Consider the following 21,330-nt stretch of genomic DNA (forward strand, 5'->3'; position numbering starts at 1 on the left):
CTTTGGCAACCGATTGAATTATAACGCATTTTATTTCGGAACAATTCACAGCGTCTGGTTGACCTTGCCAGAGCCTTTGGCTATTTTCCGGCACCTGCACGTACATCGGCATGAACTTTCTCCCGCGGGGTTTCCGCGCGCCATGCCGCATGCGATCTGAAATGGCCCTGAACCGACCGGCTTTCAAGCCTCGCTTTCGGCCACAACGGGATAGAGACGATGACCGCGACACCCGCATGGACAATCCAGAAACCCACTGCCCTGCTCGTTCTGGCCGACGGCACGGTGATCGAAGGCAAGGGCATCGGCGCGACCGGTAAGGTTCAGGCCGAGGTCTGTTTCAACACGGCGTTGACCGGGTACCAGGAAATCCTGACCGATCCCTCCTATCTCGGCCAGATCGTCACGTTCACCTTCCCGCATATCGGCAATATCGGCGCCAATGACGAGGACATCGAGGATCTTACGCCTGCCGCCCGCAACGGTGCCGTCGGCGTCATCTTCAAGGCCGACATCACCGAGCCCTCCAACTACCGCGCCGCCAAGCACCTCGACGCCTGGCTGAAGGCGCGCGGCATCATCGGGCTCTGCGGCATCGACACGCGGGCGCTGACGGCCTGGATCCGCGAAAACGGCATGCCCAACGGCGTCATCGCCCACGACCCGGCAGGCGTCTTCGACGTCGAGGCGCTGAAAGCCGAGGCAAAGGCCTGGAGCGGCCTCGAAGGCCTCGACCTCGCCAAGGTCGCCACGTCCGGGCAGTCCTATCGCTGGAACGAGAAGCCGTGGGTCTGGAACGAGGGCTACTCGACGCTGGGCGAGACCGACGCCGCTTATCACGTCGTGGCTCTCGACTACGGCGTCAAGCGCAACATCCTGCGCCTCTTCGCCGGTCTGAACTGCCGTGTCACCGTCGTTCCGGCGCAGACGAGCGCCGAGGAAGTCCTCGCGCTCAAGCCGGACGGCATCTTCCTGTCGAACGGCCCGGGCGACCCGGCCGCAACGGGCGAATATGCCGTGCCGGTCATTCAGGACCTTCTCAAGACGGATATCCCGGTCTTCGGTATATGCCTCGGCCACCAGATGCTGGCACTGGCGCTCGGTGCCAAGACCGAAAAGATGCACCAGGGACACCACGGCGCCAACCACCCGGTCAAGGACCACACCACCGGCAAGGTTGAGATCGTTTCCATGAACCACGGCTTCGCGGTCGATGCGAACTCGCTTCCGCAAGGCGTTGAACAGACTCACATCTCGCTCTTCGACGGCACCAATTGCGGCCTGCGCGTCGGCGGCAGGCCGATCTTCTCCGTCCAGCATCACCCGGAAGCATCGCCAGGCCCGCAGGACAGCCATTACCTCTTCCGCCGCTTCCTGAATCTCATTCGCGAGAAGAAAGGCGAACCGGCACTCGCCGAGCGCTGAGTTCTTCTCAAGGCCCGCCTCGTGCGGGCCTTCTTGCATCAGCCGTCGACGAGACGCTCGGCGATGAAATCGACCGTTGCCCGCACGGAGGGGAGCTGCCCGCGCCGGTGCGGCATCAAGATCGTCGTCATCACTTTGCCGGCGGTCCACTCCGGAAGAATGCGGACAAGCGTGCCGCTTTCGATCTCCTGCTGGCAAAGCTTGCCGGGCAAGGTGGTGATGCCGAGACCCGCGAGCGCAGCTTCTCGCAGGACGCGGGATTCGTCGGCCACGAAACGCGGCCTCGGCGAGACCGACACGGTCGCCCCATCGGCGCGCTCCATCACCCAGCCTTCGGACGCCAGCGACGTGAGCAGCCCATCATGACGATCGAGGTCCTCCGGGCGTTCGGGAGTGCCGTTCCCTCGCAAATAGAGCGGTGAGGCGACGATCAGCTTAGCCTGAAATCCGACACGGCGCTGGACGAGGCCCGAATCCGGCAGCGGTGCGAAATGGTCTCGCACGGCAAGATCGAAGCCTTCCTGGATGACGTCGACAAAGCGGTCCGTCGCATGCAGCGTCACCCGCAGTTTCGGATAGGCAAGTGCGAGCTGCGGCAAGAGCGGCGCCAGGGACAGCTGCGCGGTCGGCACCGAAGCCGTGATCCTCACCGTGCCGCTCGGTTCGGCAAGTCTGCCCCTGACGATATTCTCCGCCGCCTCCGCCTCGATCATCATCGCCGCCGCGTGGCGATAGAAATCCTTGCCGGTTTCGGTCACAGCGAAATGACGCGACGTGCGGTTGATCAACCGGGCGCCGAGATCCTTTTCGAGTTCGGCCACGCGCTTGCTGAGCGTGGATTTCGGCAGGTTCAGCGCTCGCGCGGCCGGCGCGAAACCCCCGTGGTCCACGACGTGAACAAAGAACGTGAAGTCGTTGAGATTGGCCATGGCTTTCTATCATCCACAAGCGTGGACGATAGATCCACGCAGAGCCATCTAGCACAAGTTCGTCCACAGATGCATCTGTTGGTCATCATTGTTGAACCGAAAGGAAACGAACATGGGCAACTATCAGGGAAAGAAGGCGATCGTCATCGGCGGCACCCACGGCATGGGCCTGGCGACCGTGAGACGGCTTGTCGAAGGCGGCGCCGAGGTACTGCTCACGGGCCGCAATGAGAGCAACCTCGCCCGCATCAGGGACGAGTTCGGCCCGCGCGTGCATGCACTGCGCTCGGACATCGCCGATCTCAACGAAATCGCCGTGCTCGGTGCGACCGTCGGTCAGACGCTCGGAGCGATCGATCTCCTGCATATCAATGCCGGCGTCTCCGAGCTCGAGCCCTTCGATCAGGTGAGCGAGGCCTCCTATGACCGCCAGTTTGCCGTCAACACCAAGGGCGCCTTCTTCACCGTGCAGCGGCTGACGCCTCTGATCCGCGAAGGCGGATCGATCGTCTTCACCTCCTCCGTCGCCGACGAGGGTGGCCATCCGGGCATGAGCGTCTACAGCGCGAGCAAGGCGGCACTCGTCTCCTTCGCATCCGTGCTCGCCGCCGAGCTTCTGCCGCGCGGTATCCGGGTCAACAGCGTCAGCCCTGGCTTCATCGATACGCCGACCAAGGGCGTCGCCGGCATCACCGAAGCGGAGCGCGCCGAGTTCAAGACGCTCGGCGACAACATCACGCCGATGAAGCGCAACGGCACCGCGGATGAAGTGGCACGCGCCGTGCTCTTCCTCGCCTTTGAGGCGACCTTCACGACCGGGGCGAAACTCGCCGTCGACGGCGGCCTGGGCCAGAAGCTCTCGACCGCCGCCTGAATGATTTCGAGAAAGGTACGATCCATGAGCAACATTTCAGTTCTCGGCCTGGGCGCCATGGGGACGGCGCTTGTACGCACGCTTCTCAAGCACGGCCATAGCGTCACGGTCTGGAACCGGACGCGATCGCGCGCCGAGCCGCTTGCCGGTGCCGGTGCGAAGATCGCGGAAAGCCCGGCCGAAGCGATTGCAGCGAGCGAACTCGCCATCCTCTGCCTCGTCGATTACCCCGCCGCACGTGCGGTCCTGGAACAGGCGGAGGAGGCGCTTGCCGGCCGTGACCTCCTCAACCTGACCAACGGCACGCCGGGTGACGCCAGGGAACTCGGCACGTGGCTGGCGGCCAAGGCAGCGATCTATCTCGACGGGGGGATCATGGCGATCCCGCCGATGATCGGCGGGGCCGGCGCCCTGATCCTTTACAGCGGCTCGCGTGCGCTATTCGATCGGCACAGTTCGGCCCTCGAAGCCCTTGCCGAAAGCCGTCACCTTGGCGAAGACGAGGGATTGGCTTCGCTCTACGACATAGCGCTACTGTCAGGCATGTACGGGCTCTTCTCGGGCTTCCTGCACGCGAGCGCGCTGGTGACCAGCGCCGGAGGCAAGGCCGTCGACTTCCTGCCGCTGCTCCTGCCTTGGATCGAGGCGATGAGCGGTACCCTGCCCGACCTCGCCGGCAAAATCGATAGCGGCATGCACGGCCGCGATGTCGTCTCCAACATCGCCATGCAGAAGATCGCGCTCGGGAACATCGTGAGGGCAAGCGAAGAACAGGGCGTCGCCCCCGATTTCATGCAACCCATGTTGCGGCTGGCGGGCGACCGCGTCGACGGTGGGGGCCACGGCGACGACATCTCCGCCGTCGTCGAAGTGATCCGGAAGCGAAAGTGATTCTGTTTCAACGGGGTAGGACTGCTGCTTGAATCGGACTGGCAGATCGCTGACTCAAGCTCTGAACATGAAAAAGCCCGCCGTTGCAGCGGGCTCTTTCATGTGGGTCTGCAGGAGCATTACCTGCAGGCGGCGCAAAAGCGCTGGATGCGGCGGCAAGCCTCCTCCAGCAGCGCCTCGGAGGTCGCGTAGGAGATGCGGAAGTTCGGGCCGAGGCCGAAGGCCGAGCCGTGGACCACAGCCACGCCTTCCGTCTCCAAAAGCTCGGAGACGAAATCCTCGTCCGTTTCGATGACCTTGCCCGAGGGCGCGGTCTTGCCGATCAACCCGGCGCAGGACGGATAGACGTAGAAGGCGCCTTCCGGCGTCGGGCAGGAAATGCCCTTGGCCTGGTTCAGCATCGAGACGACGAGATCGCGGCGGCCCTGGAAGATCTCCTTGTTACGCCCGATGAAGTCCTGCGGGCCGTTGAGCGCCTCGACGGCCGCCCACTGCGCGATCGAGGCGGCGCCCGAAGTCTGCTGGCCCTGGATCATGTCCATCGCCTTGATCAGATGAAGCGGCCCGGCCGCGTAGCCGATGCGCCATCCGGTCATCGCGTAGGCCTTGGAGACGCCGTTCATCGTCAGCGTGCGCTCGTAGAGGCCGGGCTCGACTTCGACGGGAGTCGCAAATTTGAAGTCGCCATAGGTCAGGTGCTCGTACATGTCGTCCGTCAGAACCCAGACATGCGGATGCTTCATGAGGACGTCCGTGAGCGCCTTGAGCTCCTCATGCGAATAGGCCGCACCCGAGGGGTTGGACGGCGAGTTGAAGACGAACCACTTGGTCTTCGGCGTGATCGCGCGGTCGAGATCCTCGGCCTTGAGCTTGAAATTGTTCTCCTGCTTGGTCGAGACGAAGACGGGTGTGCCGCCGCACAGCGCCACCATTTCCGGATAGGAGACCCAGTACGGTGCCGGAATCACGACTTCGTCGCCCGGGTTGAGCGTCGCCATGAAGGCGTTGAAGAGGATCTGCTTTCCGCCGGTGCCGACGATCGTCTGCGCCGCGGTGTAGTCGAGATTGTTCTCGCGCTTGAACTTCTTCGCGATGGCTTCGCGCAGTTCCGGAATGCCGGAAACCGGCGTGTACTTCGTCTCGCCGCGATTGATCGCGTCGATCGCGGCCTCCTTGATGTTGTCAGGCGTGTCGAAGTCCGGCTCCCCTGCGCCGAGGCCGATGACATCGCGGCCTTTCGCTTTCAACTCGCGGGCTTTCTGCGAAACAGCGATGGTGGCGGACGGCTTTACACGGGAAAGGGCATCGGCAAGGAAGGCCATGGTGTGTTTCCTGATCGTTTCGAGACGGCGTGAGACGCTACGGAACGGAAAACCGGGGTTCCCTAGCGGTTAGGTCTATGTCGAAAGACGCCCGGTCTTGCAAGCGCCTCAGGCGAAAAACGGCGGCAAGTCAGCGCAAAATGCGTCACCATGACAAAGTTTCATGGGTGCGATCAAAGCAATCGATCGAAACTGGATGACCTCGTGCGGCCGAGCGGCTGCCGGCGCACCATCGGTCGACGCGCCTCCGCCCGGATACTCCCGCGCTTTTTCGCGGCCGAGACGTGCCTTTTTTTCGCCACAACAACTGTCTCAGCGCGCCGCAATTCCGTCCCGCAAGAGCCGATTTCCAAGCGCCAATTCGCGATGCGGATGCATCGGCATCTTGGGGGTATGCTATGTTTCTCGATGATGAAGTCGCCGCCTCGCGCACCCGCCGCAACGAGGCACACTGGGGTTTCTATATCGCGCTCGCCGCACTTGCGGCCTGCATCGTGATGGTCCTCGGATTAATGACGCAGGTGACGACGCAAGCCGACATCGGGCAGCAGCCCGCGACGGCCCACGTCCAGTCCGAAGCCGCGCGCCATGGCTGACAACGATAACGGGTCGCAGCCGAACGCCGACCTCTTTGCACGACTGTCGGCGGTCCAGACAATCCTCGTTGCGATTGTCGCCCTATTCGCCCTTGCCGGCCTGATGCTCGTCGGCAAAGGCTTCTACGTGAAGGCCAAAGACGAGGTCGCGCAGTATCTGCTCCAGCAAAACTCCGGAGGACGACATCGTCCGGCGACGGAAGGCGAACCCCAGCCGACGCGCCTCGAGGCGATCCGAGAAGCGCCGGGACCGCTCACCACAGGATCGGTGCGATAAAGCCGTTTTGATCCGATTTGACTTGAAGGCCGGTGCGTGCCGCTCCAGTTTGCGCGTTGCTCGCGCGTTCGGACCTCCGAGACGGCACGATGCATTTGCTCAGACGGACGGACCGGAGGAATGCAATGCGGCACTCGCGCTGGAATACTGACGGCTCAAGGGACATCGGAACATTGTTTACATTCTCGGCGGCGGCTGCAGTCTCGCTCTTTCTGGCCTTCGCCTCTTCCCCTGCCGCTGCGCAGGAGAGGCGGGAATTTCCCACGCAGACAGGAACCGTTCTCGTCGAGACGCTTGCCTCGGGGCTGGAGCATCCCTGGGCGGTCGAAGCCATGCCTGACGGGGCGCTGATCGTCACCGAACGACCCGGCCGGCTGCGCATCCTGCGCGACGGCAAGCTGTCGGCTGCGATCAAAGGGGTGCCGAAAGCGGCCGCACACGGCCAGGGCGGTCTTCTGGACGTCGCCCTCGATCGGCAATTTGCGACCAACAGGACTCTCTATCTCACTCTTTCCGTCCGCGGTGATGGTGGTTACGGCACCGTTCTCGTGCGGGCGGCTCTTTCGCAGGACGAACAGAGCCTGAGGGATGTGAAGGAGATCTTCCGGATGAACAGGTTCACCCGGAAGGGGCAGCACTTCGGCTCGCGCATCGCCATCGACAAGGACGGCAGCCTGTTCTTCGGCATCGGCGATCGCGGCGAAGGCGAGCGCGCCCAGGACCCGCGCGACCATGCCGGTTCGATCCTCCACCTCAACGCCGACGGCAGCATTCCCGCCTCCAATCCCTATCGCGGCGGCACCGGCGGCCTGGCCGAGATCTGGTCCATCGGGCACCGCAACCCCCAGGGCATCGCCTTTGATCCCGAAGACGGCAAGCTTTTGACCGTCGAGCACGGCGCGCGCGGCGGCGACGAGGTGAACAACCCGCAGCCCGGCAGAAACTATGGCTGGCCGGTGATCACCTTCGGCAAGGATTACTCCGGAGTGGAGATCGGCGAGGGCACCGCGAAGGAAGGTCTTGAGCAGCCGCTTTTCTATTGGGACCCATCGATCGCGCCCGGCGCGATCGCCGTTTATCGCGGCAAAATGTTTCCGGAGTGGAACGGCGACCTTCTGATCGCGGCACTGAAGTACCAGTTGCTTGCCCGACTGGACCGCGACGAGACCGGCGCCGTGACCAACGAGGAACGGCTGTTCGACGGCGAATTCGGCCGCATCCGCGACGTCATCGTCGCTTCCGACGGGGCACTGGTCATGGTCACCGACGAGGAGGACGGTGCAGTGCTCAGGGTCTCCAAAGCTCCGACGCAATGAGTCCGTTGCGGCACGGCTGCCCAGCCTGACGGCAACACGGAGCGGCTTGCCCGCAAAAAACGCAACTGATAGAGCGAGGTCGCAATCACCTGAGCAGCATGGCTTCGGAGTGATTCTCGAAAGTCGGGGAATATGGCGCGAAGATCGCGCGCCTCCCGTGAGCAGGACCACGACCCGGAGCCAGCGGTGACTCGCATTCAAGCCAATCTCTTCCTACTGTTCTCCGGTGCAATCTGGGGTGCGGGCTTCGTAGCGCAGTCGACGGCGATGGACGCGATCGGACCGCTCTGGTTCATCGGCCTGCGCTTTGCGATCGCGACACTCGTGGCACTGCCCCTGGCGCTCCTTGAAAAGAAGCAGGCCGCTGCGCCCTTGCCGCGCAACGCCATGCGCAACTTCGTCTTCGTCGGACTGGCGCTTTTCGGCGGAGCGGTCACGCAACAATACGGCCTCCTCACCACCACCGTCACCAATTCCGGCTTCCTGACCGGGCTCTACGTGGTATTCGTCCCGGTACTGACTGTGGTGTTCCTGCGCCGCCGGCCGCACTGGGTCATCTGGCCGGCCGCCCTGCTCGCGGCTTTCGGCATCTTTCTCCTGAGCGGCGGCGCGCTCTCGGCGCTGACCGGCGGAGACATGCTAACGATCGTCTGCGCCCTGTTCTGGGCGGTTCAGCTGATGTTGGTCGGCTTATTCGCTCCGGCCACGGGCCGGCCGATGCTCCTGTCGATGACGCAGTTCGCCGTCTGTGCCGTTGCAGGCTGCGCACTGGCCGGACTGCTCGAGCCGCTGAGCTTTGACGCGATCAGCGGCGCCCTCCCACAGATCCTCTATGCCGGGATATTCTCGAGCGGCATCGCGTTCATCTGCCAAGTCGTCGGCCAACGCTATACGACGGCGCCGCAGGCTGCCATCTTCCTCTCGAGCGAAGCGCTCTTCGCCGCCCTGTTCGGGGTGCTGCTGCTCGGAGAGACCATCACTCCGGTCGGCTACGTCGGCTGCGCCGTCATCTTCCTGGCCATGCTTGCGGTCGAGCTCGTGCCGGAACTGACGAAGAAACGTGGCGAGGCCGCCGAAGCTGCTGTCTGAACAGCGGTTTCTGCTGGCCGTTCCGTGCAATTTCTCCGCGCGCTTCGCATCGGGGTTAATACTACTAATACTCTCGGAAACCCCTCAATTTTGCTTGGAACTGTGAATTGCGCTTGAGTCGGCAATATATCCTGCAGTTTTTCTGTAGGCCTGCAGGCCATGGCCCCTCGCACCCGTGCGCTGCGTGAACGACGAGCGATATCAGGCGCTTGGACCGAGAAACCAGGCTGCACAAAGTTGCGGCATACCCATGAGCGACGCAATTTGGCGCAAATGATCCAGCCGCATCCCGATCCTTGGTCGAAAAGCTTTGAATTCAACAGCTTGCGATGCTTTTTGAACAGGCGAGTCAAAACGACCAACTGACCTCTTTTTGAGCAATGAGAAGACGCAATACCTCGTCAGAAAAGTTTTGCTTGCCAATTCAAAATAAACCCATCACTCTTACTGTGTTCGGGCAATCTGCGAACACGGGAAGATCTTGAATAAAAGCGGGCCGGAGACGCAACCCACTCCGGGCGGCCAACGGGGGGAGGCTGTTATTCCTTCCTGCGGCTGGTCGCGATAACCAGGACCCTTTCCTCAATTGTCGAGAACTGCCCCCACGCCCATACCGGGCAAAACTGCAATGCTGCCCGCAACGCGGGTGGAGAGAAAAGGACCTGACGCATGGCCGAGACTGGCACTGTAAAATTCTTCAACACAGACAAGGGCTTTGGCTTCATCAAGCCTGAGAACGGTGGCGCGGACATCTTCGTGCATATTTCTGCCGTGCAGGCCTCGGGCCTGAGCGGCCTCACGGAAAACCAGAAGGTATCCTTCGACACCGAGCCGGATCGCCGCGGCAAGGGACCGAAGGCGGTCAACCTGCAGATCGTCGGCTAACGCTGTTCTCTGCTGAAAGTTAAGTTCGAGCCCGGCAGTTTTGCCGGGTTTTTTCGTTCAGGCTCCGTTCAGTTTGGCTTATATAGACTTTGTTCATCATGAAATCCGGAAACCATCCGGTCGCATGCATAGGATTGAAGCCCATGAACAAATTCATCAAAGCAGCCGTCCTGTCGGTCGCCGCGGCCGCCATCGTTATCCCGACCTTCGGCACCGCCCAGGCAGGGCACCGCCATCGCAATAACGACGATGCATGGGTAGCGGGCGCCGTCGGCTTGGCCGCAGGCGCGCTCATCGGCAGCGCGATCGCTTCGCCGCCGCCGCCGCGCTATTATGGCGAGCGGGTCTATATCGATCCGGAGCCCGACTATTACGAGCCCCGCCCCGTCTATCGTCCGCGCCCGGTTTATCGGCCCGTCTATCGTCCGGTGGCGGTCGAGACCTACGGCCTCGAGCCCTGGACACCGGCTTGGTATCGCTATTGCTCGCAGCGCTATCGCTCGTTCGATCCGGACACCGGAACCTTCGTCGGCTATGACGGCCGCAGCCATTTCTGCAACGCCGGCTGAAAACCGCCGCGTATGAACCGAAAGGGCGCATGACTGGAAAAGTCATGCGCCCTTTTCTTTTCGCACCGCTCGTCAAAGACCGCGGAGAAACGGATTGCTGCGTCGCTCTTCACCGATCTGCCCGCCCGGGCCGTGGCCGCAGATGAAGCCCACATTGTCCCCGAGCGGCAGTATCTTGTCCCGGATCGAATCCAGAAGCTGCTGATGATTGCCGCCCGGCAGGTCGGTGCGGCCGATGGAGCCGTGAAAAAGCACGTCGCCGACATGGGCGAAGTTTTGTGCCCGGTTGAAATAGACCACATGACCGGGCGCGTGGCCGGGGCAATGCAAGACCTCGAAGACGTGGTTGCCGAAGGAGACGGTATCGCCCTCTTCAAGCCAGCGGTCCGGTACGACGTTCTGAACCTTCATCGCGAGGCCGAAGCGCTCCGCCTGATCCTCCAGCCGTTCGAGCAGCGGAAGGTCGTCCTTGTGGGGTCCGACAATGTCGAGCCCCAGTGCTTCTTTCAATTCCTTGGCGCCGCCGGCGTGATCGATGTGACCGTGTGTGAGCCAGATAGCCTTCAACGCGATGCCGTTCTCGCGGATCGTCTGCAAAATGATGTCCACGTCGCCGCCGGGATCGACGACCACGCCCTCCTTGGTCTCGCTATCGAACAGGACCGTACAGTTCTGCTCGAAATGCGTTACCGGGATAATGCCTGCCTGTAACATCGGACCATGCCTCGCTCTTGCTCGTGAGGTGACCTGGAAGTGAGAGCCCTTCCCGATCCAGGCCGTTTTCCCAGCTATAGCGATAAGCGAGCGGTATGACAGTGCAAATCAGCGCAGGGCCACGATTTCCGAAGCCGGCGGCGAATAGTGCACCGTCGCGAGCAACAGCACCGAAACCACGAGCTTGGCTGTCACGACGACCACCACCAGCGGACGCAACCGTTTGGCGGCAAGCTTGGCATCGTCCGAAATCTCACCTTGCATCTCGTCACTCCCGGCTTGGAGCCATCCTGTGTCGGATAGAAATCGATAATTCAGCCGCGCGTTGCCGGCCAACAATAGAGCGAAGACTTCGTCGGCTTCCTTCAGTCCGGGCAACGCTTGGCGACGGCAATATGTTTCATCCCTGCATTTCGTGATGTGACGGGGGGAACATCCCTGCAGCGCGGCGCGTTCTGGCCTGCAAATGAAGGAGCAAGATGATGAAGACCCTCTCTCCAACTCTGTTCAAAGCGGCCTCGCTCAGAGCGGCTTTGGCAGCCGGCGCGATGCTCGCCGCCATTCCCGCAGCCCATGCCGAAATGAGCGCAACGACGCTGACGGACCTCAATGTGCGTGCGGGACCCGGCCCGCAATATCCTGCGGTCGGCGTCGCCACGCGCGGCAGTGCTGCCGTGCTCGACGGCTGCATGGAGGGAAGCAACTGGTGCCGCATCGACGTCAACGGCTTGCGCGGCTGGGCTTACGCCCGTTACCTGGCCACGGACATGGGCGGCACGACAGCCGTTATCCAGGAACGCCGCACGGAGCTCTCGGTCCCGACAGTCGCCTATGAGGGCGAGACCGTGGTGGCCCCATCCGAACCGCTCGAACTGGTGGGTCCGGTCGAGCAGGTCGAAGCGGTGACTCCGCCTCCTACGGTGCGCACCTATATCACCGAGAACCCGGTCGACACCGTCTATGTAGATGGAGAGGCCGTCGTCGGTGCCACGCTGCCGAACACAGTGGCCGTCCAGCCAATTCCCGACTACGAGTATCAGTACGTGACCATCAATGGCCAGCCCGTCCTTGTCGATCCGGGGACAAGAAGGGTTGTCTACGTCTATCGCTAATCGTCAGGCGAAAAGCGGGAAAGCACAGTGGCGCAGCGTCAATTTAAGAACGCTGCGTCATGGCGAATCACCCGTCGGAAGCGCGCCGGCAGGAGAGAGCACGAGCAATGCCGCTTTGAGGATCCTCGTGCGCTCGCGCGCGCCCGAAATAAATTCCCGAAACAACTCAAGCGACTATCTCACAGGCCCGCTTCCGGATCGCCGCCTGTGGCCAACACCAGTGGTGGCAAAATTGACAATTCTCCCCGTCGGCTTCAACCTTCCCGTGCCGGATTGTCCGGTATGTCGCGGCTCTGGATGAGGGGTCGCAGGACGGAGGGATCGATGGAAGCATTAGTGCCTATCATTACCCAGTTGATTGCGGGGGCAGCTGGCGGAAACGCCGCCAGCGCCATGCTGAAGCAGCAGGCATTCTCAGTCGTGGCACGCACGATCGTCGGTGCCATCGGCGGCCTCGGCGGCGGGTTCCTGATCCAGATGCTTGGCGGAGAGGCCGCCGCGACCGGTCTGGCCATGCAGGCAATCGGCGCTCTCGTCGGCGGCGGCGTTCTCAACGGCATTGTCGGGCAGTTCGTCGGCAAGCAGGCGTGAGTCTTCAGGCGACATCCATCGTAATGCAAAAGGCGGCTGCGGCCGCCTTTCTGCGTGTCGCCGAGGCGCCATGTGCGTGTCTTCGCCCTGAATGAATGCGACTCGATGGAAATATGTCAACCAAACTGACATATATTGCGGTATGTTTCGCGAACGGCATTTCGATTGAAAGGATATGACCGCGTGGTCGGCCAGATCAGGAACAAGAGCGTAAGCGACAGCGCTGGCGAAGATATGGACACGATAGATTTCGAGATCATCGAGTTGCTTTTCTTTGCCTATCGCGACTTCACCGGCGACCCGGACGCCATTCTCGAGAAGAGCGGATTCGGCCGCGCGCATCATCGCGTCGTGCATTTCGTCAACCGGGAACCCGGCATGACGGTCGCGGACCTTCTCGAAACGCTGAAGATCACCAAGCAGAGCCTTGCCCGTGTCCTCAAGCAGTTGATCGATTCCGGCTATATCCGGCAGGTAACCGGTCCCGAAGACCGGCGGCAGCGCATGCTCTACACGACGCCGGAAGGCCAGGCCCTGGCGCGGGCGCTTGCCGAACCACAGTCCCGCCGCATAGCGGATGCATTGGCAAGGGCCGGACCGGGTGCGCGGGAAACCGTGAAGCGGTTTCTCGCCAACATGATGAACGACGTTGCGGGCTGATTCACTGTGCGGCGCTGCAGGGAAGCCGCCCGAGAGTCACACAACGATTCAAAATGTTACGCGACCTGTGCGCGTCTGATTGGACGTCGGCTCGCCGTTCGTGGCAGAACGGGTAGCCCCTTGAATGAGAATGGGAGACCGCGGCGCCTGTGCTGCACGGTCTCCGGCATTTTTGGCGCAGCCTTTCCGGCTCGACCGGCAATGAGGGTACCGAAAGATGATAGCAAAGGCGACAGTCTCCGACGATGCGGCGCATCTTCTGGTCGTCGACGATGACCGGCGCATCCGCGACCTGCTCAACCGCTATCTGGTCGAACAGGGATTTCGCGTAACGACGGCAGCCGATGCCGACGAGGCCCGGCGAAAGCTGATAGGAATCGATTTCGATCTTCTGGTCGTCGACGTGATGATGCCGGGGGAAAGCGGCATCGCTCTGACGCAAAGTCTCAGGCAGATCAAGTCGGTGCCGATCATCATGCTGACGGCCCTGGCGGAGGCGAATTCGCGTATCGAAGGGCTGGAGGCGGGCGCCGATGATTACCTGCCGAAGCCTTTCGAGCCGCGCGAACTCGTGCTCCGCATCAACAATATTCTGCGCCGCAACCAGCCGACACAGACACATAAGGTGGATCAGGTTATTTTCGGGCCCTACACCTTCTCGGTCGTGCGCAAGGAATTGCGCCGCGGAGCCGACCATATCCGTCTCACCGACCGTGAGCAGGAGATCATGACGCTGTTTTCGCAGCGCGCCGGCGAAACCATTCCGCGCCACGAGCTGATCGGCGACGACGCCGAGGTCGGCGAGCGGACGATAGACGTGCAGATAAACCGGCTAAGGCGTAAAATCGAGGACGATCCTTCCAACCCCGTCTGGCTGCAGACCGTTCGCGGCATCGGTTACCGGCTGAGCGTTGACTGACGATGGGCAGAAACGAGTGCCGGATCAAGGGCCATGGCAAGCTTTGACGGTTTGAAGCGCGAAGGAACGACACCCGCGGACGGCGGCTGGAAGCGCGTGGTCCGCTGGCTGCGGCGCCGGCTGCCGATGGGTCTTTACGCGCGCTCGCTTCTGATCGTCGTCATCCCGATGGTGCTGCTGCAGTCCGTGGTCGCCTTCGTGTTCATGGAGCGGCACTGGCAACTCGTCACCCAGCGCCTCTCCTCGGCGGTGACCAACGACATCGCCGCCATCGTCGACCTGATCACGACCTTCCCGCGGGAGGGCGATATCGACCAGATCGTCCGCATCGCCCGCGATCAGCTCGACCTCAACATAACCGTCGAGCCGGGCGGAGAGCTGCCGCCGCCGCGCCCCAAGCCCTTCTTCGAAATCCTCGACCAGATCCTCAGCGAGGAGATTTCGGACCAGATCCGGCGTCCCTTCTGGATCGATACGGTCGGCAATTCGAAGATCGTGGAAATTCGCATCAAGCTCGAAGACGACCGCATTCTCAGGGTCTATGCCCGCCGCAACCAGGCCTATGCATCGAACACACACATCTTCCTCGTATGGATGGTCGGCGCGTCTCTCGTCTTGCTGACGATCGCGATTCTCTTCCTGCGTGGGCAGATCAGGCCGATCCTGGCGCTCGCCAGCGCAGCGGAGAGCTTCGGCAAGGGACAGAAGATCGACGATTTCGCACCGCGGGGTGCCAATGAAATTCGGCGGGCTGGTCTCGCCTTCATCCTGATGCGCGAGCGGATCGAGCGCCAGATCGAACAGCGCACCGCGATGCTGACCGGCGTCAGCCACGACTTGAGGACGATCCTGACCCGGTTCAAGCTGCAGCTGGCACTTGTGGGCAACAATCCGGACCTCGAAAGCCTCAACCAGGATGTGGAGGACATGCAGAACATGCTGGAAGGCTACCTCGCCTTCGCCCGAGGAGACGCGGAAGAGGATGTCGGCCAGCTGAAACTCAGCGATCTGATGGCGCGGCTTTCGGCGGAGGCGGAGTTGTACGGCAAGACGCTGACGACCGAGATCCAGGGCGAGAACGAGATTCACGTGAGGCCGAACGCCTTCACGCGGCTCATCTCGAATCTCGCATCCAACGCCTATCGCTATGCGAACACCGTGCATATCGAGGCCCGCCAGAGCGCGAAATGGCTGACCATCACAGTCGATGACGACGGACCGGGCATCCCCGAGCGGTCACGCGAAGACGTGTTCAAACCGTTCTTCCGCCTGGACGAAGCCCGCAATCTCGACAGTTCCGGCACCGGCCTCGGCCTCGCCGTTGCCCGCGACATCGCCCGCAGCCATGGCGGCAATGTCACGCTCGCAGACAGCCCCCTCGGCGGCCTGCGCGCGACGGTGCGTGTCCCGACGTAAATACGGGGACGATCACATCAGCTTCTTGCCGTTCGGCACTGGCTTGTCGGTGGATGCGAGCACGATCGCACCGGCCTCGTCTTCGAAGCCGAGCGTGAGCACCTCGGAACGCACGGGGCCGATCTGGCGCGGCGGAAAATTGACGACACCCAGAACCTGCCTGCCGACGAGTTCCTCGGGCTTGTAGTGCGCCGTGATTTGCGCGGAGGATTTCCTGATGCCGATGTCAGGGCCGAAATCGATCTTGAGCTTGATTGCCGGCTTGCGCGCCTCGGGAAAGGGTTCCGCTTCCACGATTGTACCGACACGTATGTCGACGCGTTCGAAATCGGCGTAGGAAATGATTTCAGTCATGAATGTTCCTCGGATCACGTCGATGGGTCGATTCGACGTACGACCGGAAACGTGAACGATTGCGACAACTTCAAAGTGAACTGCGAGACGCGCCGTTCTCGCCTGGAATTACCCGGCCAGTTCTTCCGCGCGCTTGCGCGCCGCCTCAATGGCCCGGTCGAAGAGCGGCTGCATGCCGTCATCCGCCATCAATACCGCCAGTGCAGCCGCCGTGGTACCGCCGGGCGAAGTGACGTTCTGGCGCAGGCGCGCTGCATCGTCGGGGGACTGATGGAGGAGTTCACCAGCCCCCGCGACGGTTTCCCGAGCAAGACGCATGGCTAGGTCCGCCTCGAGTCCGGCCTTGCGCCCGGCCTCCGCCATGCACTCGACGAGATAAAAGACATAGGCCGGGCCGCTGCCGGAGACGGCGGTCACGGCATCGATATCCGCTTCGCTCCCGACCCATTCGACGGGGCCGCTGACTTTCAGCAGATCATGCACCAGGGCGCGCTGAGCATCGCTGACGCGCGCATTTGCGAAGGCGCCGGTCACACCACGTCCGATCATGGCCGGCGTATTCGGCATGGCGCGCACCGTCGCCGCCTCACCCAGGTGCCGCTCGATGAAACCGAGCGTCTTGCCGGCGGCCACCGAAACGATCACGGTTTGCGGACCGACGAGCCCTTTCAGGGGTGGCAGCACTGTTTCCATCACCTGCGGCTTGACCGCGATGAAGATCGCGCCCGCCTCGGCGCCCGCCGGAGCGGAGGTCGCATGTTGCACGCCGCTATCCGCGAGCAGCTTTGCCATCGCCGGTGACGGGCCCGGATCGATGACGAGAACGTCGTTGCCGCGCACTCCGCTCTTCAGCCAGCCCGCGAGCATGGCGCCGCCCATATTGCCGGCGCCGACGAGCACGATCGGACCCGAAACGGCAAAGCTCACTTCATGCCTCCCCAACGGTCTCGAACAATACCGCGTCGACCGCGCGCTGCGCATCCATGCCCGACCAAACGACGAACTGGAACGCTTGGAAATAGGACTCGCAGGCGTCGAGCGCGTTCGACAGGAGCACCTCGACCTGCTGGTTCGTCGGTTCCGCTCCACCGGCGAGCAACAGAGATTGCCGGAAGATGATGACTTCTTCTTGGCGCCAAAGATCGAAATGACCCATCAGCACCTGGCCGTTGATATGGGACAGAAGTCGTATCACCTCGTTTGCGCGGCTGTCCGGCACCTTGATGTCGAAGGCGCAGGCCAGATGCAGCGCCTCGAACTCCTCCATCCAGGAAAAGGAAACGTGGTAGTCCGCCCACCTGCCTTCGACGGTCATGGCAATCTCGTCCTCGCCGGATCGCTCGAAGGACCAGTCATTGTTCGCGGCAACGAACTCGATCATATCGACCGGGTTGGACTGGCGCTCGACTTCCATTTCCAAAAGGCTCATGCATCACCCTAAAGGCGCGGCTAAGGCGCACAAAGTCACGCTCACAGGACGCAACACTGCAAACCCAATACCGGATACGAACACACTATGATTGCTGGACCTGCGACTATCCTGGCTTACTCACCCTGCCCGGAGCTTGCTTGGTCCGTGTCGAATCATCATTTAAAATCAGTGTATAACGGCAGAGTCAGCGTGCCAGCCCCTGAGCCTAAAAATTGCCGGGAAGAATTGCGCCCCGCGCTATGAATCTGATTCAGCGCGGCTGCTTAAACGACTCTGCGATAAAGGTTTTTTGCCAGTGTCCACAGGTGGAAAACTTTTCAGTTTTTGTTAACCGTGACGCTGACGAAGTGAAATGCGCCGGGCGACGGCGGGTGGCCGATTGGCCCCGCGCCGCATTCGCATCCATGAGAGCCGGAAAGGCACGCGGCTCGAGGGTAGACGGCGACCGAAGGCCAACCTGCGGCAGGTTTTTTACTTGCCCGTCGTGATGTCGCCGGCTGCCGGACCGGTCGCGGCCAAACGTGCTTCCAGCGCTTCGATACGAGCAAGGAGAGCGTCGTTTTCGTCCCGTGCCCGTGCGGCCATCTCCTTGACCGCCTCGAACTCCTCGCGCTTCACGACATCGAGCGAATTCAGCCAGTTTTCGGTTTGCGCCCGGAATGCCGCCTCGACCTCGCGCCGCACCCCTTGGGCCGCGCCCGCCGCATCCGTCATCAGCCGAGCGAGATCATCGAGAATACGGTTGGCGCCTGTGCTCATCTTTCTGGTCTCCATTTCCAACCCGCCACATGCGGCGGAGCTCATGATTTCAGGTAGGGTCCCCGGCGTGAGGATGCAAGGAAAATGACGTCCGTGACGCCGCTCAACGTTCTCCAGGGTCCTTGAATTTGCGATGGGGCGATGGGGCAGTATAGCGTACTGCGGGCACCTTTCTACGTTCGAAGAGGCGGGGGCGTCGCTGCGCGGCGGCAGCGGGTGCTTGACCGCGCCGGATTCGCTCGTCATGTTCCGCCGAAATCATCGGTCCGGCACGAGAGAAGACCTTGGAAACAATCGCGACCCGCCTCGCCATCCTGCCCTTCCCCGAAATCGACCCCGTCATCTTCACGATGGGGCCGCTCGCCGTGCGCTGGTACGGGCTCGCCTATGTCGCGGGGATACTCCTCGGATGGCTCTACGCGCGCCGCATAATCCAGAACGCTTCGCTCTGGCGCAACGGCATCGCCCCCCTCAACCTGGCGCAGCTTGACGACTTCCTGCTCTGGGCGGCCGGCGGCATCGTACTTGGCGGGCGCATCGGCTACATCCTTTTCTACGATCTCGGCTCCATCCTCGAGAATCCCGTCCGCGCGATCCAGATCTGGAATGGCGGTATGTCCTTCCATGGTGGCCTTCTCGGCACCACGCTGGCGATGATCATCTTTGCGCGCAGGAACGCCATCCCCCTCTGGAGCCTGTTCGACGTCGTGGCAGCAGTGGTGCCGATCGGGCTCTTCTTCGGGCGCATCGCCAATTTCATCAATGGAGAACTCTGGGGCCGCCTGTCCTCGATGCCCTGGGCGGTCGTCTTCCCGACGGGAGGCCCCTTCGCCCGTCATCCCAGTCAGCTTTACGAGGCGGGCCTCGAGGGCATCGTGCTTCTGGTCGTGCTCGCCTGGTTCGTCTATCGCCGCAGAGCCTTGAAAATACCCGGCCTTGTCACCGGCATCTTCGTCTGCGGCTATGCCGCGAGCCGCATTTTCGTGGAATTCTTCCGCGAACCGGACGCACAGATCGGCTATCTTGCGGGGGACTGGCTTACCATGGGCATGGTACTTTCACTGCCGATGCTACTGGTCGGAATCTGGGCCATTGCGCGGGCGCGCAGCGCGGCTGCCGCCGCTTGACTGGACAAGTCATGACGAATCCTCTCGCCGACAAGGTCAAGGCGCTGATCCGGACCAACGGACCGATCAGCGTGACCGACTATTTCTCCCTCTGCCTTGCCGATCCGCAGCATGGCTATTACCGCGTCCGCGAACCGTTCGGGCCGGCGGGAGATTTCACCACCGCGCCGGAGATCAGCCAGCTCTTCGGCGAGATGATCGGCATATTCCTCGTGCATGCATGGCAGCAGCACGGCACGCCTGAGGACGCGATTATCGCCGAGATCGGTCCGGGCCGCGGCACGATGATGTCCGACATGCTCCGCGTCATCCAGCGGCTGGCGCCGGCGCTGTACCGGACCGCAACCGTTCATCTCGTCGAAACCAGCGACCGGCTTCGCAAGCTGCAGGCCGAGACATTGGCCGAACACGAAGGCAAGGTCCGCTGGCATGAGAGCTTCGACAGCCTTCCCTCCGGATTCCTGCTCCTGGCTGCGAACGAGCTTTTCGACGCAATTCCGATCCGTCAATTCGTGAGGACCGCACAGGGCTTCCGTGAGCGCATGGTCGGCCTCGATGCGGAGGGCCGATTGACCTTTGCCGCAGGCATTGCCGGCATTGATCCCGCATTGCTGCCCTCTCCGGCGCCAACCGTCGCGGAAGGCACGATCTTCGAAATTTCCCCCGCCCGCGACGCGGTGATGGCTGCGCTCTGCGAGCGCCTCCGGGCCGGCAGCGGCACGGCGATCATCATCGACTACGGCCATCTGGCGACCGGCTACGGCGACACGCTGCAGGCCGTCCGCAATCACGAATATGATCCGCCGCTTGCCAATCCCGGTCTCGCCGACCTGACCAGCCATGTCGATTTCGAGCAGTTGGCGAGCCGTGCGAAAGCGGAGGGCGTGCAGATCAACGGCCTTGCCCGTCAGGGTGATTTCCTGGTCGGCCTCGGACTCCTGGAACGCGCCGCGGCACTCGGCCGGGACAAGGACGACACGACCCAGGAAAGCATCCGCGACGATGTCGAGCGGCTTGCGGGCTCCGGCGCGGGCAGGATGGGAGAGCTGTTCAAGGTGCTGGTGGTAAGCAGTCCGGAAGTCGCCCTGGCGCCCTTCCGGAAGAAGGCGTCTTAGGGCCGGCCGTGCACCGCCTCGGGTCTCTCGGCTCGGCAGGGCGATTGACAGTCCCCGCCTGCCGGGTCAACATCGCGCCGGCAAATCAGCTGCAAGTCGACGGGCCGCAACGCGCCCTCAATTCCAACGAAGCTTAGAAAATCACGAGGGCGAAAACACCGAATGCAGGATGATGCCTCGCTATCCCCTGTGCAGAGCCCGCTCTTCGCCGCAAAGGCAGGCCCGGCAATCGCACATGGTTATTTCACGCGCCAGGGAGGCGTTTCCGAGGGCATCTACCGCGGTTTGAATGTCGGTCTCGGCTCGAACGACGAGCGGGAACGGGTCGGCGAGAACCGAGCCCGGGTCGCCCGCTGGTTCGACGCGGAGCCACGACAACTTGCCACGGTGCACCAGGTCCATTCGCCGGACGCGATCATCGTCGACGCCAGTTACGACGGCGCGCGGCCGGATGCCGATGCCCTAGTAACGGCAACGCCAGGCATCGTCCTCGGCGTTCTCTCCGCCGACTGCGGTCCGGTCCTTTTCGCCGATCCGGAAGCAGGCGTCATCGGTGCCGCCCATGCCGGATGGAAGGGCGCGCTCGGCGGCGTGCTCGAAAGCACCGTCGAAGCGATGATCTCGCTCGGCGCTCGCCGCGAGCGCATCATCGCCTGTCTCGGACCGTCGATCAGCCGGAGCCACTATGAGGTCGGCCCCGAATTCGTAGCCCGCTTCGTCGCCACCGAGGCAAGCTATGCGTCGTTTTTTACGCCGTCGGGCCGCGACGGCCATGCCATGTTCGACCTTCCCGGATTGACGGTCCGGCGGTTGGCCGAGGCCGGCGTGACGGCGGAAAACCTCGGCATCTGCACCTATGCGGACGAAGACCGCTTCTTCTCCTATCGCCGTACGACGCACAGGCAGGAGCCTGATTACGGGCGGCAGATATCAGCGATTTCCATACGGGAGGTTTGAG

Annotated in this window: 25 protein-coding genes; 17 read left to right on the forward strand and 8 right to left on the reverse strand. The window is 62.4% G+C overall.

The window, feature by feature from the left end; all coding sequences use genetic code 11:
* Positions 1–219: 219 nt before the first annotated feature.
* Positions 220–1,425: a glutamine-hydrolyzing carbamoyl-phosphate synthase small subunit gene (carA, locus tag AC5J09_RS24250; protein ID WP_100671811.1), complete on the forward strand. Its 1,206-nt coding sequence runs from the start codon at positions 220–222 to the stop codon at positions 1,423–1,425.
* Positions 1,426–1,463: 38 nt separating this feature from the next.
* On the opposite strand, the gene AC5J09_RS24255 is transcribed toward carA, so the two are convergent.
* On the reverse strand, positions 1,464–2,354 hold the full coding sequence (locus AC5J09_RS24255) for a LysR substrate-binding domain-containing protein (RefSeq protein WP_275597565.1): 891 nt from the start codon (positions 2,352–2,354) through the stop codon (positions 1,464–1,466).
* A 112-nt stretch (positions 2,355–2,466) separates the two neighbouring features.
* Here AC5J09_RS24255 and AC5J09_RS24260 point away from each other — a divergent pair, with 112 nt between their 5' ends.
* Together AC5J09_RS24260 and AC5J09_RS24265 are read left to right on the forward strand one after the other, a co-directional pair.
* Positions 2,467–3,228: an SDR family oxidoreductase gene (locus tag AC5J09_RS24260; RefSeq protein WP_494298705.1), complete on the forward strand. Its 762-nt coding sequence runs from the start codon at positions 2,467–2,469 to the stop codon at positions 3,226–3,228.
* Positions 3,229–3,252: 24 nt separating this feature from the next.
* Positions 3,253–4,119 (forward strand): NAD(P)-dependent oxidoreductase, encoded by an 867-nt coding sequence (locus AC5J09_RS24265; protein ID WP_494298707.1) that lies wholly within the window; start codon positions 3,253–3,255, stop codon positions 4,117–4,119.
* A 119-nt stretch (positions 4,120–4,238) separates the two neighbouring features.
* On the opposite strand, the gene AC5J09_RS24270 is transcribed toward AC5J09_RS24265, so the two are convergent.
* Positions 4,239–5,441 (reverse strand): pyridoxal phosphate-dependent aminotransferase, encoded by a 1,203-nt coding sequence (locus AC5J09_RS24270; RefSeq protein WP_100671814.1) that lies wholly within the window; start codon positions 5,439–5,441, stop codon positions 4,239–4,241.
* A 398-nt stretch (positions 5,442–5,839) separates the two neighbouring features.
* Between AC5J09_RS24270 and AC5J09_RS24275 the strand changes: the two genes are divergently transcribed.
* The 6 genes from AC5J09_RS24275 (at position 5,840) to AC5J09_RS24300 (ending at position 10,173) form a co-directional block, all read left to right on the forward strand.
* Complete coding sequence (locus AC5J09_RS24275; RefSeq protein ID WP_494298708.1) at positions 5,840–6,037, forward strand: hypothetical protein; 198 nt, start codon at positions 5,840–5,842, stop codon at positions 6,035–6,037.
* Positions 6,030–6,314, forward strand: coding sequence for a hypothetical protein (locus AC5J09_RS24280; RefSeq protein ID WP_440852049.1), 285 nt, complete (start codon positions 6,030–6,032; stop codon positions 6,312–6,314). The genes AC5J09_RS24275 and AC5J09_RS24280 overlap by 8 nt, the downstream gene beginning before the upstream one ends.
* A gap of 125 nt (positions 6,315–6,439) precedes the next feature.
* A complete protein-coding gene (locus AC5J09_RS24285; protein WP_494298709.1) occupies positions 6,440–7,630 on the forward strand; it encodes a PQQ-dependent sugar dehydrogenase in 1,191 nt (396 codons plus the stop codon).
* 186 nt (positions 7,631–7,816) lie between these two features.
* Complete coding sequence (locus AC5J09_RS24290) at positions 7,817–8,719, forward strand: DMT family transporter (RefSeq protein ID WP_100671981.1); 903 nt, start codon at positions 7,817–7,819, stop codon at positions 8,717–8,719.
* A gap of 669 nt (positions 8,720–9,388) precedes the next feature.
* Positions 9,389–9,604, forward strand: a complete 216-nt coding sequence (locus AC5J09_RS24295) for a cold-shock protein (RefSeq protein ID WP_003532915.1) — start codon at positions 9,389–9,391, stop codon at positions 9,602–9,604.
* Between the two features lie 143 nt (positions 9,605–9,747).
* The gene (locus AC5J09_RS24300; RefSeq protein ID WP_100671817.1) at positions 9,748–10,173 is read left to right on the forward strand and encodes a BA14K family protein; all 426 of its coding nucleotides are present in this window, start codon (positions 9,748–9,750) and stop codon (positions 10,171–10,173) included.
* Positions 10,174–10,245: 72 nt separating this feature from the next.
* Here AC5J09_RS24300 and AC5J09_RS24305 read toward each other — a convergent pair whose 3' ends face one another.
* Together AC5J09_RS24305 and AC5J09_RS24310 are read right to left on the reverse strand one after the other, a co-directional pair.
* The gene (locus tag AC5J09_RS24305; protein WP_275597559.1) at positions 10,246–10,887 is read right to left on the reverse strand and encodes an MBL fold metallo-hydrolase; all 642 of its coding nucleotides are present in this window, start codon (positions 10,885–10,887) and stop codon (positions 10,246–10,248) included.
* 108 nt (positions 10,888–10,995) lie between these two features.
* Positions 10,996–11,151: a hypothetical protein gene (locus tag AC5J09_RS24310; protein WP_080636519.1), complete on the reverse strand. Its 156-nt coding sequence runs from the start codon at positions 11,149–11,151 to the stop codon at positions 10,996–10,998.
* A gap of 218 nt (positions 11,152–11,369) precedes the next feature.
* Between AC5J09_RS24310 and AC5J09_RS24315 the strand changes: the two genes are divergently transcribed.
* From AC5J09_RS24315 to AC5J09_RS24335, 5 genes are all read left to right on the forward strand, one after another.
* Positions 11,370–11,999: a DUF1236 domain-containing protein gene (locus AC5J09_RS24315; protein ID WP_494298710.1), complete on the forward strand. Its 630-nt coding sequence runs from the start codon at positions 11,370–11,372 to the stop codon at positions 11,997–11,999.
* 324 nt (positions 12,000–12,323) lie between these two features.
* Positions 12,324–12,590, forward strand: a complete 267-nt coding sequence (locus tag AC5J09_RS24320; RefSeq protein ID WP_127710081.1) for a hypothetical protein — start codon at positions 12,324–12,326, stop codon at positions 12,588–12,590.
* Positions 12,591–12,773: 183 nt separating this feature from the next.
* Complete coding sequence (locus tag AC5J09_RS24325) at positions 12,774–13,250, forward strand: MarR family winged helix-turn-helix transcriptional regulator (protein WP_100671821.1); 477 nt, start codon at positions 12,774–12,776, stop codon at positions 13,248–13,250.
* 217 nt (positions 13,251–13,467) lie between these two features.
* Positions 13,468–14,169, forward strand: a complete 702-nt coding sequence (locus AC5J09_RS24330; RefSeq protein WP_013844742.1) for a response regulator — start codon at positions 13,468–13,470, stop codon at positions 14,167–14,169.
* Positions 14,170–14,202: 33 nt separating this feature from the next.
* On the forward strand, positions 14,203–15,585 hold the full coding sequence (locus tag AC5J09_RS24335) for an ATP-binding protein (protein WP_100671822.1): 1,383 nt from the start codon (positions 14,203–14,205) through the stop codon (positions 15,583–15,585).
* A gap of 12 nt (positions 15,586–15,597) precedes the next feature.
* Here the strand turns inward: AC5J09_RS24335 and AC5J09_RS24340 are convergent, their stop codons facing one another.
* The 4 genes from AC5J09_RS24340 to AC5J09_RS24355 form a co-directional block, all read right to left on the reverse strand.
* A complete protein-coding gene (locus AC5J09_RS24340) occupies positions 15,598–15,939 on the reverse strand; it encodes a tRNA-binding protein (protein WP_018095636.1) in 342 nt (113 codons plus the stop codon).
* Positions 15,940–16,047: 108 nt separating this feature from the next.
* Positions 16,048–16,866 carry a pyrroline-5-carboxylate reductase gene (gene proC, locus AC5J09_RS24345; protein ID WP_494298712.1) on the reverse strand — a complete coding sequence of 273 codons (819 nt, stop codon included), beginning with the start codon at positions 16,864–16,866 and terminating at the stop codon, positions 16,048–16,050.
* Between the two features lies 1 nt (position 16,867).
* Positions 16,868–17,368, reverse strand: a complete 501-nt coding sequence (locus AC5J09_RS24350; RefSeq protein WP_018095638.1) for a type III secretion system chaperone family protein — start codon at positions 17,366–17,368, stop codon at positions 16,868–16,870.
* Positions 17,369–17,842: 474 nt separating this feature from the next.
* Positions 17,843–18,130 (reverse strand): accessory factor UbiK family protein, encoded by a 288-nt coding sequence (locus AC5J09_RS24355; RefSeq protein WP_100671982.1) that lies wholly within the window; start codon positions 18,128–18,130, stop codon positions 17,843–17,845.
* 284 nt (positions 18,131–18,414) lie between these two features.
* Here AC5J09_RS24355 and lgt point away from each other — a divergent pair, with 284 nt between their 5' ends.
* From lgt to pgeF, 3 genes are all read left to right on the forward strand, one after another.
* On the forward strand, positions 18,415–19,257 hold the full coding sequence (gene lgt, locus AC5J09_RS24360; RefSeq protein WP_494298715.1) for a prolipoprotein diacylglyceryl transferase: 843 nt from the start codon (positions 18,415–18,417) through the stop codon (positions 19,255–19,257).
* An 11-nt stretch (positions 19,258–19,268) separates the two neighbouring features.
* Positions 19,269–20,372, forward strand: a complete 1,104-nt coding sequence (locus AC5J09_RS24365) for a class I SAM-dependent methyltransferase (protein WP_494298716.1) — start codon at positions 19,269–19,271, stop codon at positions 20,370–20,372.
* A 162-nt stretch (positions 20,373–20,534) separates the two neighbouring features.
* Entirely contained in the window at positions 20,535–21,329 is a 795-nt protein-coding gene (pgeF, locus tag AC5J09_RS24370) for a peptidoglycan editing factor PgeF (RefSeq protein WP_494298717.1), read from the forward strand.
* Position 21,330: the final 1 nt, after the last annotated feature.

It is taken from the genome of Sinorhizobium sp. (assembly GCF_059070375.1).